This is a genomic window from Candidatus Symbiopectobacterium sp. 'North America' (genome assembly GCF_015762685.1).
Lineage (GTDB): Bacteria > Pseudomonadota > Gammaproteobacteria > Enterobacterales > Enterobacteriaceae > Symbiopectobacterium.
In genome coordinates, this window is record NZ_PEHF01000030.1 from 1 (window position 1) to 14917 (window position 14917).

Here is a 14917-nt window from a genome sequence, read left to right on the forward strand (position 1 = left end):
ACGGCAGGTTAAACATGGGGTTATGAGTCTCCCACCATGATCGGCGAAGACCCATATAAACACATACACAGAGATCCCCACCATGTTCGCCCTTATCGACGTCAATAATTTCTATACCTCCTGTGAAACCCTGTTTCGCCCGGACCTGCACGGCAAGCCGGTGGTGGTGGTGTCCAACAATGACGGTTGCGTGATATCTCGCTCTCGAGAAGCCAAAGCGTTGGGTATAAAAATGGCAGCACCTTATTTCATGGTGAAAAAAGCGTTTCCCGATGCGCAAATAGCCGTGTTCAGTTTTAACTACACCCTCTATGCCGACATGAGCAATCGCGTTATGGCCACATTGTTTGAATTAGCACCAACGCTGGAAATCTATTCGATCGATGAAGCCTTTATGGATTTGTCCGGCGTCCGCAACGCAACTCCGCTTGTATTGTTAGGCCAACAGATCCAACAGAAAGTCCTTAAAGAGATCGGGCTGCCGGTCGGCGTCGGAATTGCACAAACCAAGACGCTGGCCAAGCTAGCAAATCATGCAGCCAAGATGTGGCGAAAAACAGGCGGTGTGGTGGATTTGTCGAACACCGATCGACAGCGCAAACTGCTGTCGCTGGTGCCCGTCAACGAGGTGTGGGGTGTGGGTCGGCGTATCAGCAAAAAACTCAATCTGATGGGCATAGAAACGGCGCTGCATCTTGCGGAAAGCACAACCTGGCTGATTCGCAAGCACTTTAACGTGGTGCTGGAACGCACCGTGCGCGAATTGCGCGGCGAACCCAGCCTCGGGCTGGATGAGTTTGCACCGACAAAACAGCAGATTGTCTGTAGCCGTTCATTTGGTTATCTCATCACCGATTATAGTGACATGCACGAGGCTATCTGCGCCTACGCCGAGCGCACAGCCAAAAAACTACGGCAAGAACGGCAATATTGCTGTCAGGTTAGCGTGTTTTTGCGTACCAGCCCACACGCTGATGGTGAAACTTTCTATGGCAATCAGGCTTCCGGCAGAGTGAGTATTCCCACCAGCGACACGCGCGACATTATTCGCATGGCTGCCCAGGCGCTCGATCGCATTTGGGCAAACGGGCACCGTTACATGAAAGCCTGTGTCATGCTGAGCGATTTTTACAGCCAGGGCACCGCCCAGCTTAATTTGTTCGATACCAACCAACCGCAAGCCAATAGCGCAACGCTTATGCAGGTTATTGACCACGTAAATACCTCGGGAAAAGGGTCGATATGGTTCGCCGGGCAAGGTATTCAGCAGCCTTGGGCGATGAAGCGCAACATGTTGTCACCCACGTATACCACCCGGTTCGCCGACGTACCGATTGCAAAATAGACGACAACCGTCACTAACATGAAACGCGCAACCCACTTGTGGAGAAGCACAATGCGATTATTGCGTCACCATATCCATGACTGGCGTAAGTAATTTATTTCTTCGGTTGCGACGTAAAAAACTCAGGTATATCGATTTATTAATTTATTGATTTATTGATTTATTGATTTTCTGCTTTAACGGAATAGTCACTACATGCTCACCTTTATATAAATCGACAATTGAACTGGAAAATAGCGCAATGCCTGCATTGTTCTCAACCATATCCATCACAATATCGATCTGGCTGCACTCTTTATACTGTCTGGGCTTTATGCCCGCCAGAGAAAATGCCGTTGAAATAATGGAATACGCCCCTGTGTCCTTTTGCGGCAAAATAACGTTTTCATGCGCTAAATCTGACAATCCGATCTCCGATTTCAACGCCAGTGCGTGCTGTGACGGCAGCACCGCAACAATTTGATCTTCCAGCACTAACTGATGTTCCAGCAGACCATCGTCAAGCTCCTCTTGTGACGGCGTACCGAACGCCGCTAGCAACGTTGTGTTTTTCACTTTTTCAATGAGGGCATGGCTGGAGCCATCGACAAAGGAGTAATTAATATTTTTGGCAGTTTGATTTAATGCCAGGAAGTTTTTAAAAAAATCCATACGTCCGACAGGAGGAATAACGCCGATAAAAGCATGATCTAATGTCCCCTTCCCCTGGTGAGCATCGACGAGCGCCATTAATTGATCGAATTCATCGACAATACGCTCACAGCGCTGTGCAAAAACAGCCCCAAACTCCGTTAATGAAAAAGTGCGCGTCGTGCGGTTGATTAATTTAATGTTGATTTCTTGTTCTAGCCTTGTAATTGAGTGTGTTAAGTTCGATTGTGAGATATTTAACATGATCGCAGTCTTAGTAAAACTCCCAACCTTACTAAAAATCTGAAAATGAATGATATTTTTAATATTCAACATGAAATGAAAAACCTTTTTTATCGACGTTATTAATAAATGATATTCATTATTTCAAAAAAATAATGTGAGGCTAATCCCACTATCCTTCTCGCTGTTCCGCAAATATAGCCGCCATCAATTTGTCTGCGAACAGGAGTAACAATGCTTCAAAATAACTATGACGTTGTGGTGATCGGCGGCGGTGTTGCAGCTGCTATTGGCGCAGCACAAGCGGGGAAAAAAGCATTATTGGTAGAAAGAAGCTCCTATTTAGGAGGACAAGCCACGCATTGTTCTATTCCCACCTATGACGGTTTTTTTACGCGTCATGAAAATAGCGAACAAATAGCGGGCGGCGTCGCCAGCATGGTAATGGAGAAACTCAAACAATACCACGGCTGCGGTGAGCCATTGAGATCGCCGTGGGGCAACGTCATGTTCTCGGTGAACAACGAAATGACCAAGATTGTATTGGAAGAGCTGGTCATGCAATCCGGTGCCCACCTGTTGCTCAACAGCCAGTTGTGCGATGTGGTGCGCAACGGAAATACCATCAAAAGCATTACTTTACTGACCGATGGCGGCAAGGTGCAGATCACGGCACAGGCCTTTGTCGATGCCAGCGGCGATGGCAATCTGGTTTACCTGTCTGGGGCGGAACACACGTCACCCGACGTCGAAAATCTGCAATTCGGCTCTCTGCTGACCCGCTTTGGCGGCGTGGCAAGCGATGCGGATGTCAGCCCGGCAGCGCTGCGTGCCGTCATCGCCCAGGGCAAGGCGGCGGGTATTACACCGCTCAGCAAAGACAGCGGTTTTGCCATGCGTATTGTTGGCACCGAGGATGTCATCGCCATTCTGTGCAATGAGAAGGTGAACCCGCTCGACGCGGATAGCCTGACGCAAGGGCAAATTCGTGCACGCAAGCAGGCGATGGCTTATCTGGACACCTTCAAGCGCTTCTTGCCGGGCTTTGAGCAGGCCTACGTCATCAACACCGGGCCGCATATCGGTATCCGCGAATCGCGCCACGCAGTGGGTGAATATGCGCTGACCGGGGACGATGTGGTCAATGCCGCCACCGCACGTGGATGCTGGCCCATTGAGCGCCATACGTCAGCCAACAAAATGCAGGTATACACCTGGATCAAAGATGATGGCTATTACGAAATTCCGCTGCGCAGTCTGAAAAGTATCAATATCGATAATCTGTGGCTGGCGGGCAGAATTATTTCCTGCGACAGCGAAGCTTTTGCTTCGGTACGCGTTATGGGTACGGCATTTTTAACTGGCCACGCCGCAGGTATTGCCGCAAGCATGAAAAACACGCCAACAGAAAACGATATAGCAGCGATCCAATGCGAATTAAAACGACAAGGCGCGCTCATTTAAATCAGGGATAACATAATGAAAATAGAAACGATGGTTCAACCTACCTCGCATATTACCCGAAAGCACATTACGATATTTGTGCTGGTGTATGCCTGCTATTTACTCTCCTTTTTTTCACGGTTATTGATTAACCCAATAATCCCCACCATTTCCGTCGATCTGAGGTTAACCAAGGCGCAAATGGGCGGATTTATGTCTGCCTTTTATCTCGGCTATGTATTGACCAATCTGCCGGGCGGCCTGCTAACCGACAAACTCTGCTACCGCAAAGTGATTCTCGGCACCCTGTTAGCATTAGGTGTCAGTACCCTGCTCTTTGGTACTGTGACCAGCTTTATGATCCGTGTGCTGGCGGGTATCGGCTCCGGGGCTACGTTCTCGGCGTGCCTGCGTGCCATCTTTGAATGGTTCCCGAAAAACAAAGGGATGGCGACCGGTATCCTGCAAACCGGCACCACCGGCGGATTACTGATGGTGAATCTGGCAGCACCGCCGTTTACCGAGCAGCACGGCTGGCAATACACCTTTTTCATCATGGGGTTGATACCGCTGGTGTTCTTTGCGCTGTCCTTCTTCTACCTCCCTAACCCGATGCAGACCGACAAGCCGAAAGCCAGTAGCGTCTCCTCCACGTTCTGGCGTGACGTTTTGTCGATGTTCAAGAACCGCAATCTGGTGTTACTGGGCCTCTCTGGCTTCTTCGCCATGGCTGCCACCTGGGGCACGGCATCATGGGCAAACACTTACCTGAACGGTCAACTGAACTTGTCACTGGTAACGGCCGGTTCCTGGATGTCGCCGCATGCCATTGCCTCCGTGATCGCTAAGACGCTGACCGGCTCCCTGATGGATAAATTCCAGCGCAAAAACAAGAAGTATTATTTGTCAGCGCTGCTGTTGGTGCTGGTGCCGGCGCTGATGTGGTTTAGCCGCAATAACAGCGTCAGCGCGCTTTATGTGCTGATTCCTCTGCTGGGAATAACCGCCTTCGCTTACAGTCCGGTAATGAATACGTTTATCGGCGAACTGGTTCCGGTAGAAAAAACCGGTGCGGCAGTGGGATTCCTTAATACCATTTGGCAATTAGGATCGTTATCCGCACCGATCGGCATGGGAATGATTCTGGACACCTTTGGTAACAGCTATTATTACGCGTTCTCCGTGCTGGCTGTGTGTGCATTTATTTCTGGGATGATCGTTCTGTTTATTTCCCTGCCTCATACTGAGAAATAACTATTATCAATAGAAAGTAATCCGTCTTTCCATTGTTATACCGGCAAGCGCTATTGCAGCACGATTGTCGCAGGATAGGTGTTGCTTTTAATCAGATAAACACCATAAAAAAGATGCCCGAATATAGCGATCGGGCATCACGTTATTATCAACACAGCGCGCTAGCGCCGAATCCAATATAAATATAGCGTGATGGTCACAATAGAAACCAGCGTCGAAAACAGCACGCAGCGCGAGGTGATACGCCCTTCACGTTGATAAAACTCTGCCAGCATAAAAGGGCCTGTGCCGGTAGGCAGTGCGGCCAGCAATACGGCGGTATGCACCAGCATCGACGGCAATGCGAATACCCATGTCGCCATCACCCATACAATAAGCGGATGCAGCAACAGTTTTAGGATGACCAATAGGCCGATGATCACATTAGGTTGATACGGCGCTTTACTCGGTTTGTTAGCCAGAAACAAGCCCAGCACGATCAGCGCACAAGGGGACGCGGCACCGCCGAGCAGCTTCAAAAATACCGTTACCGGTGATGGCACACTGAGCCCGGTCAAGGGGAAAAACATCGCCACGATCGGAGCCACCAGCAGTGGGTTACGCACCAGAGAACCTGTCACTTTCATCACCAGACGCACACCGCGCTGTTCGCTCTGCACGCCCACTTCGATAATCACGATAGCAATGGCAAATAGCACACAGATGGTAATGATGGTAGCGATCAGCGTCGGTGCCAGCGCGTCTTGCCCTAAAAATGCCAGCGCTAAGGGAAATCCCATAAAACCGGTATTGGCATAGCTGGCATTCAGTGCATCCAGTGCGGCATCAGCCAGGTGTCGTGAGCGTTGCATTTGCAGCACTACCGTGATGACAAACACCAATAGCGTTCCAAGGGTAAACGCCAGAATAAAACCAGGCTGCCAAACGTCTGCCGGACGCGCGTGGGCGATAATATCGAACAACAGGGCGGGCAATGCCAGATAGACGACAAAACGGTTTAGCTCGCTGGTCGCATTCGGGCCCAGAATACCCAGCGTGCGGGTAAACCATCCGGCAAAAATCAGGGCAAAAATAGGTAAAACAATACTCAGGGAGGATAGCATGACAACAGCTCACTTCAATGGATAAGCCACGACAATTCGGGCAACAGCACCAGGCGAGCGACAACTGTAAAAGCGCAGGGTCATATAATCCAATGCACTTTTACAGCAACCGTGATACCTTTTCAGTATCATGATCGATATACGTCAACTGCGTTACTTTGTGGCATTGGCTGAAACGCGCCATTTTCGTCGGGCAGCACAGCGCCTGCACATCAGCCAACCCCCGCTGAGCTGCCAAATTGCCGCGCTGGAAAAAGCGCTGGGTGCACGACTGCTGGAACGCCATGCCCACGGGGCCACGCTCACCTATGCCGGTGAAATTTTTCTTGCCGAAGCACGTGACGTGTTATCAGCGTTTGACCGAGCTTGCCGCAATGCACAACTGGCAGAGCGCGGCGAACTGGGCAACCTCGCCATTGGTTTCATGATGCATACCGCCTACACCAGCGTGCCTGAGCTGACGCGACGCTTTATCACCCACTATCCCCAGGTGCAATTGAAACTACGGGAAACCATTCCCGGTCTGTTGGCAGACAAGGTGCTAAATGGACAATTCGACGCGGGAATTCTGTTTAACCCCGGCCCTGTCGATGGGTTAGAAGGGCTATCACTGTACCGTGAGCGTCTATGCTTAGCGCTGTACACTGCCCATCCCCTTGCTCAACGAAGCCAGCTCAACGCGCGTGATTTGCAAGGAGAAGCGTTGATTGCCACACCGCACGAGGTTGCTCGCATGCTGCGTGATGCCATTGAGGTATATTGCCGCTCGGGTGGCGTTGCGCCGCATTTCCGGCTGGAAACTCAGTTGCAGCAAACCATTATCAGTTCTGTCGCGGAAGAACTGGGCATTGCGCTGGTGCCGCAGTAGATTGCCAGAATTGGTGTCGCCGGCGTGGTTTACCGTGAATTGGAAAACAGCCCATGCGTTGAGCAAGTGTTGGTGTGGCGCGCAGGCAATCGAAACCCTTCGCTCACACTGTTTCTGAAAGAAGCCGAAACGGCGGCGCAGCGCTGGGCTACGCCAACCTGAAGGGACAGTTCACCACGCCCGCCATTCGGCGGCAAGCGTGGTCTACAACAGTGCTTAATTGCTAAGGTCGACACCGTTAGAGGCAATGACCTTTTTGTACCAATGGAAGCTTTTCTTGCGCGAGCGCTTCTTGCTGCCATTACCCATATCATCCTGATCAACATGGATAAAACCATAACGTTTTGACATCTGTGAGGTACTGGCACTGACCATATCAATCGGCCCCCACCAGGTGTAGCCAAACAGTTGCACGCCGTCGGCAATCGCTTCTCGCATCTGCTCAATGTGCAGCCGCAGATAGTCAATGCGGTAATCATCTTCAATGATGCCGTTAGGCCCCACTACATCGACGGCACCCAGACCATTTTCCGCAATAAACACCAGCTTCTGATAGCGATCATAGAGTTGGTTCAACGCCAGACGCAGCCCTTTGGGATCGATCTGCCAGCCCCAGTCGCTTTCCGGCAAGTGCGGATTGCGAATACCGCCGGTGATCAGGTTGCCCTTAACCCCCTCTAGTTTTTCCGGATGTGCGCTGACAGTGCTCGACATGTAGTAGCTGAACGACACGAAATCTACCGGATATTGACGCAGGATCTCATCGTCGCCCACCGCTTTCTTCAGCACTACGTTCTTCTCGGCAAACATAAGCTCCGTCCAGGCAGGGTAGTAACCGCGTGCCTGCACATCGCTAAAGAACAGAGAAACACGCTGCACCTCTTCACATGCCTGAAGATCGTCCGGATGACAGGTATGCGGATAGGGGATTTGGTAGCTGATCATGCAGCCGACTTTAGCGTCGGGAATGATTGCATGGCACGCCTTGGTTGCCAACGCAATGGCGACAAACCGGTGATGCGCGCCCTGATATTTCGCCTGTTCCAGATGCGGGTGATTATCCTCCACTACGCCAATGCTGACGTAAGGATGATGCTTCACACAGTTAATTTCATTGAAGGTCATCCAATATTTAACCTTGGTGCGGTAACGCTGGAACACCGTTTGCGCAAATTGGACATAGGAATCGATAATCTTGCGGTTGGGCCAACCGCCGTATTCGGTCACTAACGTCAGCGGCATTTCATAATGGGAAAGCGACACGATCGGCTCGATATTGTGTTTACGCAGCGTATCAAATACCTTATCGTAAAAGCGCAGCCCAGCTTCATTAGGTTCCGTCTAATCACCGCGCGGGAAAATACGCGTCCAGGCGATAGACATACGGAAAAATTTAAAACCCATTTTGGCAAACAGCGCGATATCTTCTTCATAGTGATGGTAAAATCGTTACCGTTGCGCTTCGGATAATATTTCTTACTGTCAGGATCCTGCGCTTCCGCCACCTGAGCATGAGTCATGCCCGCCCATTGATCCAGCCAGCGCTCTTTCGGTGCACTGGCATCGAAAATAAAGACATCAGAAGCAGACAGCCCCTTACCATCAACGTGACAGGCGCCTTCCAACTGGTTAGCAGCCGTTGCGCCACCCCATAAAAAATTGTCAGGGAAATCCTTGGTAAAGGTCATCATATTTCCTTACGCCGCGGTCGCGGACAGTTGCAAAAAGGGTTCACGTTCACTGATATTTTCCTGTTTAACCAGGCTGATATCACTGTAGTTTTCGGTATTGGTCACGATGAAAATCACGCTGGGGTCGATGTTTTCCGCCAACAGCGCATCGATATCGAAGCTGATAAGCGGGTCGCCCACCGCCACGCGCTGCCCGTCTTCAACGTGACGCGTAAAGTGGCGGCCATTGAGTTTCACCGTGTCGATACCAATATGAATCAGCACCTCGGCACCGGTATCGCTTTGCAGCGTTATGGCGTGATTGGTGGCAAACACCGCGCCAACAACGCCGGCAATCGGTGAGCGCAATTCGCCGCGTTGCGGCACGATCGCAACCCCCTTGCCAAATACTTCATCGGCAAACACCGGATCTCTCAATTGATGTAAAGGCACCATGTTACCGCCCAGTGGGGCAAACAGCGCTTCACTGCGCGCGACCACGGCGGCAGGTTCGGTCACAGCGAGAGCTTCCACGTCTTCATCTTTCGGTTGTGTCTTTTCAACCGGGTCTTCAAATCCCATAAAGAAGGTAAGCACGCTAGAAACCGTAAAGGCAATAACCAGACTGACCAACGCCCAGCCAAAGGTCGGCCCTACCAGTGCCGGGAGGCCAGGTAAACAGCTTAACGCGTAAGCGTAGGTATTGACGCCCATCATCAGCGCAAAGCCACCGCCGCAGGCACCACCCAGCAGCGCCGCAGCAAACGGATGCTTAAAGCGAATGTTGATGCCATACATCGCCGGTTCAGATACCTCCATCAGGGCACTGAATGACGTCGACAGTGCCAGCGATTTCAGTTTCTTGTTGCGTGAACGCAAGAACACACCAAATGCCGCGCCCGCCTGACCAAAGTTGGCAACAAAGAACAGAATTTTTACCGGATCAAACCCCATACGACTGATGTTGTTGATCATGATAGGCACCAGCACATAGTGCATGCCAGTAATTATCATCAATGACAGCGTGCCCCCCACCAAAACCCCAGCCAACGCTCCCATGTTGGTCAGCAGCCAGAATATGCCGCCCGACATGGCGTTACCGAGGGAGATACCGGCTGGCCCGATGACAATCAGCATCACCGGCGCCACAATCAGCAGGCTCAACAAAGGCACAAAGATGGTGCGCAGCGCTGCATGCATGACGGCATTCAACAGGCGCTCTACCCAACTCAGCAGACAGACAGCACAATCGGAATCACCGATGAGGCATAGGAGACGGGTGAAACACTCAGCCCCAGGAAGTGGACCGGCGCGCCGGATTTGAGTAGCGTGACCAGCGTTGGGTGAAACAGTGCCGCCACCAGCGCTACGCTGACAAACGGGTTAGCACCAAACTTCTGTCCGGCACTGAATGCCAGCACGATCGGCATAAAATAGAACACGCCATCGGCGATTGCAGAAAGGATCTGGTAGGTCTGATTGGTGTTTTCCACCCAGCCAAAAGAGATGAGCAGCGACAGCAATCCCTTCATCACCCCAGCGCCGGCAATGGCCGGAATAATCGGTGAGAAAACCCCGGAAATCACTTCAAACAACGCCGAAATCGGGTTGCGTTTTTTCGTCGTGTCGCTGTGGTTTTCACCTTCTGCGGCCTGGCGTTCAAGGTGGGGCAATTGCGCATAAATGGCCTGACACACCTGCACCACTTTACCGCCAATAATCACCTGAAATTGAGCGCCCGACAGATTGACGCCTATCACGCCATCAAGATCTTCCAGCGCCTGACGATTCACCTTGTCGGTGTCTTTTAAATTAAAACGTAAACGTGTGATGCAATGAAACAGGGAGATAATATTCTGCTCGCCGCCCAGATGTTCAATTATCTGGGTGGAGCTTTGTTTACTATCCATCGCCGAGATTCTCCAGAAAGAAACGTGTTGTTTTGCTCAATATCGACCGATAGCAAGGCTATCGGGTACCTGGCTTCCTCTGGGGTTTGCCTGATTAAACAGTAACAAGCCTAAATGGAATGCTTTTGTCGTTGCATCATGTTTTCAATATGCACCGTTAAATACAATTTTTCCGCATCTGTCATCTGATACTGGTAATTCTTTTTAATGAAATCGCCGATGGCATTGACGCAATTAACCGTTTTTTCATGCTTTTTCTTGATCAGATTAAATAAGTCATTGACATCATCATTCAGTTCAGTTTTTCGTAATACTCGCAGGGCAAAGAATTTAATATGTGTAATAAAACGTTGGTAGCCGATACTTTGCTCATCAATAGCCATGCTATACCAGTATTTTACGATATTCTGAATTTAATAGATGAGCTTGGTGATTTCAGTTACCTGACCATCGGGGCTTTTCATGCCGGCGTTCACCATATGCAGCGCGATACTGCACGCCTCGGCGTTGGGCAACAGCACGCCGGTGCGCGCGGCAATGAGCGCGAGCGCCTGTAACGCGACGGTATATTCTTCTTGATAAAAGTGGCGAACTTCCCACTCCAGAGGATTGTGTATTTCCTGCCCCTGATTTTGCCGCTCAATGGCATAATGCAAATGGTCAGAGAGGGAAACATACAGCCCTTCACTCAATTTGTAATCCAGATCCTGTTGTACCAATCGGACAATATCATCAGTGAGCTGAATAATTTCCACCGGGAGCTCATTGAGCAACACCATAAAACGGGATGTGATCTTGTCATCACGCAAGTGGAAGGTTTTTTCTACTTTATCTTCCGACACAATATCGCCGACATGCGCTTCAAAACCCAAGCCTTTTCCGGTCAAAATACGTTCATTGCCTGCGGCGTCAATGGCACTGACCACATTGTTATTTAATATTTGTTTGATCGTCTGTGTCACGGCCATCCCCCAAAAACAAAAACGGGCAAAACATAAATGCAAACGGAAAAGAAAAAATTCTTTTTCGCGCCTGCAATTAGGTTTTGCCCGCCGAACGGTAACAAGCTCTAAAAGCTGACTGGAATCTACCACTGCGGCAATAGCGGGTCAAGACAGCGCCGCAAACCGATTCTAGAGGATGCTAAAATTGTGATCTCAGTGACATGGCGAACGAGGACAGCGTTTGTCATTCATTTATGCGGAATGCCATCACTGCGGTAGCGCATAAGAAGAAAAGCGCATGCATCGCATCAAGATTCATGAATTATACTCATTGGTACATGCACATTTTGCTATCTGGTATCGGATTACGCGATGCGATACGCTCGATGTAATACCGTTTCGCGCCGCCATAACACGGCGATGCACACTGATGACAAGCCGCATCACCTTTTTATTTAGACGCAAACCGTCAATCACGCCAAACAGAGAGCCTATCATGAAAACCATCGGTTACGCCGCACTGAGCCCCAGAACGCCGCTCGCCCCGTTCACCTTCGAACGTCGCGCACTGCGCGCCAATGATGTTGCTATGGAAATTTTATACTGCGGCGTGTGTCACTCGGATTTGCATACGGCACGCAATGACTGGGGGTGGACACAGTACCCCGCCGTGCCTGGCCATGAAATTGTTGGACGCGTCACCCAAGTCGGGGCCGATGTAACCCGCTTTCGCGCAGGCGATGCGGTTGCAGTGGGTTGTCTGGTCGACAGTTGTCAGGAATGCGACCATTGCCACCAGGGTGAGGAACAGTTTTGCACCAACGGCAGAACCGATACCTATAACGCCCCCGATCGTATTACCGGAGAAAACACCTACGGCGGCTACGCCAAACATTTAGTGGTGCGTGAAGAGTTTGTGCTGCGTGTACCGGATACCCTGACGCTGGCGCATGTCGCGCCGCTGCTGTGCGCGGGTATTACCACCTATTCTCCGCTGCGCACCTGGAATGTCGGCCCCGGCAGCCGGGTTGGCGTCATTGGACTGGGCGGTTTAGGCCATATGGCCGTCAAGCTGGCCGCAGGTCTCGGCGCAGATGTCACGGTAATGAGCCGCACCAACAGCAAAGAAGCCGATGCGTTATCGCTCGGGGCAGACCGGTTGCTGGTCTCCAGCGACAGCGCCGCCATGGCGGCTGCACAATCCCATTTCGATCTGATCATCGATACCGTTCCGGTCAAGCACGATGTTAACCCCTACATGCCGCTGTTGAAAGTCGATGGCACGCTGGTGTTGGTGGGGCAAGTTGGCCCGCTGGCAGAACCGACCACAGTGCCGTTGATCCTCGAGCGTCGACGTATCGCCAGATCGTTGATTGGCGGCATCCGTGAAACGCAGAATATTATTGATTTTTATGCAAAAAAACAGATCCCGCCCGATTGCGAAATGATTCGTATGGACCAAATCAACGAGGCTTTCGAACGTATGGAACGCGCCGATGTGCGTTACCGTTTTGTCATCGATATGGCCTCACTGCCTGCACCCAGCGCACAGTAAACCGCTGATCAATGCGCCGCCGCACAATGCTGGTGGCGCAAACCGGAAGGCCACATGCTGAAAGAAAACTTCAACGATCTGATGTCATTTTTGGCGGTTGCCAGAGAGCGCAGCTTTACCAAAGCCGCCGCTCACCTTGGCGTGTCGCAATCCACGCTGAGCCATTCGGTACGCAGTCTGGAGAACGTCTGGAACATCGACTGCTCACCCGCACCACGCGCAGCGTCGCACCGACCGAGGTCGGCGAGCAGCTCGCAAGCCGTATTGAACCGCATCTGGCCGATATTGAAAACGAACTCATTGCCCTGCGCGACATGCGTGCGCGTCCGGCAGGAAATATTCGTATCACCGCCGGTGAACACGCCACCGATTATGTGCTGTGGCCTATACTGAAATCGTTTCTCGCCACTTACCCGGATATCAACATTGAAATTACGGTTGATAACGCACTCACCGATATCGTCAGCGAGCGCTTAGATGCAGGCATTCGTCTTGGCGAACAGGTAGCAAAAGACATGGTGGCGGTGCGTATCAGCCCAGAGATGCGCATGGCCGTGGTCGGCTCGCCCGACTACCTTGAGCGCAACGGCGTACCCTCATCCCCTCAGGCGTTGCAGCAACACCGCTGCATTAATATGCGTTTGCCCACATTGGGTGGATTGTATGCCTGGGAATTTGCGCATGCCGGTCGCGAGATGCGGGTGCGCGTAGATGGACAGTTAACATTCAACAGCTTGCGCCAATGCATTGATGCCGCATGCCACGGTTTCGGCCTAGCTTACGTGCCGGAAGATGCGGTTTGCCAGGAACTTGAAGCGGGTACCCTGACGCGGGTGCTGGAGGAATGGTGCGCGCCGTTTCCCGGCTACTACCTTTATTATCCGACACGCAAACAGCACCCCACGGCATTTTCCCTGTTTATCGATGCGATACGCTATCAAGATAAATGACCAGTAGGAACCGCGCAGCACAAACATTCAGCACTCAGTAAAAAAGCGGTAATAAAGCACTTGCCATCACGGGAGGATAACGCCATAATAGCGCCCATTCCCCTAGCGGGGGTGCCAAAAAATGTATCTAATCAACTAATTGATTGATACTACATACAGTACGACCATAGCTCAGTTGGTTAGAGCACCACCTTGACATGGTGGGGGTCGGTGGTTCGAGTCCACTTGGTCGTACCAATTCATATTTTATAGACGGATAGTGATGTCTATAATGCCTTGAAAAAAATCTTATCTCTTTTTTTGTCAGATTTTCGAGATCTGCACGTATCCAAATAAGTTTGATGTCTCCCTACAAGCTCGTACGTAAAGCCTGATCGCGAAATTCCTTTTGCGGGTTAAATGTCGATTGTGGTTCATCGTTATGGAGACTGAAAACAAAGTCGATATTTCAACTATCGTCCATGTTCTGCTGTTATTTACCTAGTAGCGACGGTAGACAAGCTCACCATCGCAATAATGGCGTACTTCGGCTATCTGGTCACCGTCCAAGCGGTATGCTACCCGCGCTACCGCCTGCGCTGAGAAGGCTTGCCCTTCGCGCACCTTGCTGACCCGGCGGCCAAAGGCATCATAACCATAACGCAAACGCGCACCCTCCGGCAAACTGACTCGCACCAAACGGTCCTGCACATCCCATTCGTAGTGCGTTTCCTTTGACCGAAAACCGGGGCGGTTTTCAGTGCGGGACTATCGTCGCCGCTGCATCGTGGGATACCGACCGCAAAACGGCAACACCGCCACACCGGCGATAAACCGGTTCAGAAAGTGACTCAGAGAAGCGGGTTTGATACTGGCACCGGAGTAACGGTGCGTATCGCTAATGGCTGTATTGTGCTGATATCCGACAGCGACGAGGTGCGGGCACTTCGGCAGCAGCTTTGTAAGCACACCGGTTTTAGTTCCACGCACTTTTTGAGATTTCCGGGTTTTCAGCCATCAGCC

Annotated in this window: 9 protein-coding genes, 1 tRNA gene and 5 pseudogenes; 8 read left to right on the top strand and 7 right to left on the bottom strand. The window is 51.2% G+C overall.

Annotated features, from left to right (window positions below; all coding sequences use genetic code 11):
• Positions 1–82: 82 nt before the first annotated feature.
• Complete coding sequence (gene umuC, locus CS369_RS06825; protein ID WP_196906525.1) at positions 83–1345, top strand: translesion error-prone DNA polymerase V subunit UmuC; 1263 nt, start codon at positions 83–85, stop codon at positions 1343–1345.
• Positions 1346–1489: 144 nt separating this feature from the next.
• On the opposite strand, the gene CS369_RS06830 is transcribed toward umuC, so the two are convergent.
• Complete coding sequence (locus CS369_RS06830) at positions 1490–2311, bottom strand: LysR family transcriptional regulator (RefSeq protein ID WP_196906526.1); 822 nt, start codon at positions 2309–2311, stop codon at positions 1490–1492.
• Between the two features lie 141 nt (positions 2312–2452).
• On the opposite strand from CS369_RS06830, the gene CS369_RS06835 reads away from it, so the two are divergent.
• Complete coding sequence (locus CS369_RS06835; RefSeq protein WP_196906527.1) at positions 2453–3682, top strand: FAD-dependent oxidoreductase; 1230 nt, start codon at positions 2453–2455, stop codon at positions 3680–3682.
• A gap of 15 nt (positions 3683–3697) precedes the next feature.
• On the top strand, positions 3698–4915 hold the full coding sequence (locus CS369_RS06840) for an MFS transporter (RefSeq protein WP_196906528.1): 1218 nt from the start codon (positions 3698–3700) through the stop codon (positions 4913–4915).
• Between the two features lie 161 nt (positions 4916–5076).
• On the opposite strand, the gene CS369_RS06845 is transcribed toward CS369_RS06840, so the two are convergent.
• A complete protein-coding gene (locus CS369_RS06845) occupies positions 5077–6018 on the bottom strand; it encodes an AEC family transporter (RefSeq protein ID WP_196906529.1) in 942 nt (313 codons plus the stop codon).
• 130 nt (positions 6019–6148) lie between these two features.
• On the opposite strand from CS369_RS06845, the gene CS369_RS06850 reads away from it, so the two are divergent.
• Both CS369_RS06850 and CS369_RS06855 read left to right on the top strand, forming a co-directional pair.
• Positions 6149–6886 carry a LysR family transcriptional regulator gene (locus tag CS369_RS06850; RefSeq protein WP_196906530.1) on the top strand — a complete coding sequence of 246 codons (738 nt, stop codon included), beginning with the start codon at positions 6149–6151 and terminating at the stop codon, positions 6884–6886.
• Positions 6887–6910: 24 nt separating this feature from the next.
• Positions 6911–7048 (top strand): hypothetical protein, encoded by a 138-nt coding sequence (locus CS369_RS06855; RefSeq protein WP_196906531.1) that lies wholly within the window; start codon positions 6911–6913, stop codon positions 7046–7048.
• 54 nt (positions 7049–7102) lie between these two features.
• Here the strand turns inward: CS369_RS06855 and CS369_RS06860 are convergent.
• The 3 pseudogenes from CS369_RS06860 to licT form a co-directional block, all read right to left on the bottom strand.
• Positions 7103–8574, bottom strand: a pseudogene (locus CS369_RS06860) (glycoside hydrolase family 1 protein).
• Between the two features lie 9 nt (positions 8575–8583).
• A pseudogene (locus tag CS369_RS06865) lies at positions 8584–10466 on the bottom strand (beta-glucoside-specific PTS transporter subunit IIABC).
• 110 nt (positions 10467–10576) lie between these two features.
• Positions 10577–11434: pseudogene (gene licT, locus CS369_RS06870) on the bottom strand (BglG family transcription antiterminator LicT).
• Positions 11435–11906: 472 nt separating this feature from the next.
• Between licT and CS369_RS06875 the strand changes: the two are divergent.
• From CS369_RS06875 to CS369_RS06885, 3 genes and pseudogenes are all read left to right on the top strand, one after another.
• Positions 11907–12965, top strand: coding sequence for an NAD(P)-dependent alcohol dehydrogenase (locus CS369_RS06875; protein ID WP_196906532.1), 1059 nt, complete (start codon positions 11907–11909; stop codon positions 12963–12965).
• 54 nt (positions 12966–13019) lie between these two features.
• Positions 13020–13915, top strand: a pseudogene (locus CS369_RS06880) (LysR family transcriptional regulator).
• Between the two features lie 160 nt (positions 13916–14075).
• Positions 14076–14152 (top strand) — tRNA-Val (locus tag CS369_RS06885).
• Between the two features lie 276 nt (positions 14153–14428).
• On the opposite strand, the pseudogene CS369_RS06890 reads toward CS369_RS06885, so the two are convergent.
• Both CS369_RS06890 and CS369_RS06895 read right to left on the bottom strand, forming a co-directional pair.
• Positions 14429–14659: pseudogene (locus CS369_RS06890) on the bottom strand (RHS repeat domain-containing protein); the annotation flags it as partial.
• Between the two features lie 3 nt (positions 14660–14662).
• Positions 14663–14884: a hypothetical protein gene (locus CS369_RS06895; RefSeq protein WP_196906534.1), complete on the bottom strand. Its 222-nt coding sequence runs from the start codon at positions 14882–14884 to the stop codon at positions 14663–14665.
• Positions 14885–14917 lie beyond the last annotated feature (33 nt).

Excerpts from the sequence above, each read along its gene's own strand:
- umuC (WP_196906525.1), top strand. The coding sequence starts at position 83 with ATGTTCGCCCTTATCGACGTCAATAATTTCTATACCTCCTGTGAAACC.
- CS369_RS06830 (WP_196906526.1), bottom strand. The coding sequence starts at position 2,311 with ATGTTGAATATTAAAAATATCATTCATTTTCAGATTTTTAGTAAGGTT.
- CS369_RS06835 (WP_196906527.1), top strand. The coding sequence starts at position 2,453 with ATGCTTCAAAATAACTATGACGTTGTGGTGATCGGCGGCGGTGTTGCA.
- CS369_RS06840 (WP_196906528.1), top strand. The coding sequence starts at position 3,698 with ATGAAAATAGAAACGATGGTTCAACCTACCTCGCATATTACCCGAAAG.
- CS369_RS06845 (WP_196906529.1), bottom strand. The coding sequence starts at position 6,018 with ATGCTATCCTCCCTGAGTATTGTTTTACCTATTTTTGCCCTGATTTTT.
- CS369_RS06850 (WP_196906530.1), top strand. The coding sequence starts at position 6,149 with ATGATCGATATACGTCAACTGCGTTACTTTGTGGCATTGGCTGAAACG.
- CS369_RS06875 (WP_196906532.1), top strand. The coding sequence starts at position 11,907 with ATGAAAACCATCGGTTACGCCGCACTGAGCCCCAGAACGCCGCTCGCC.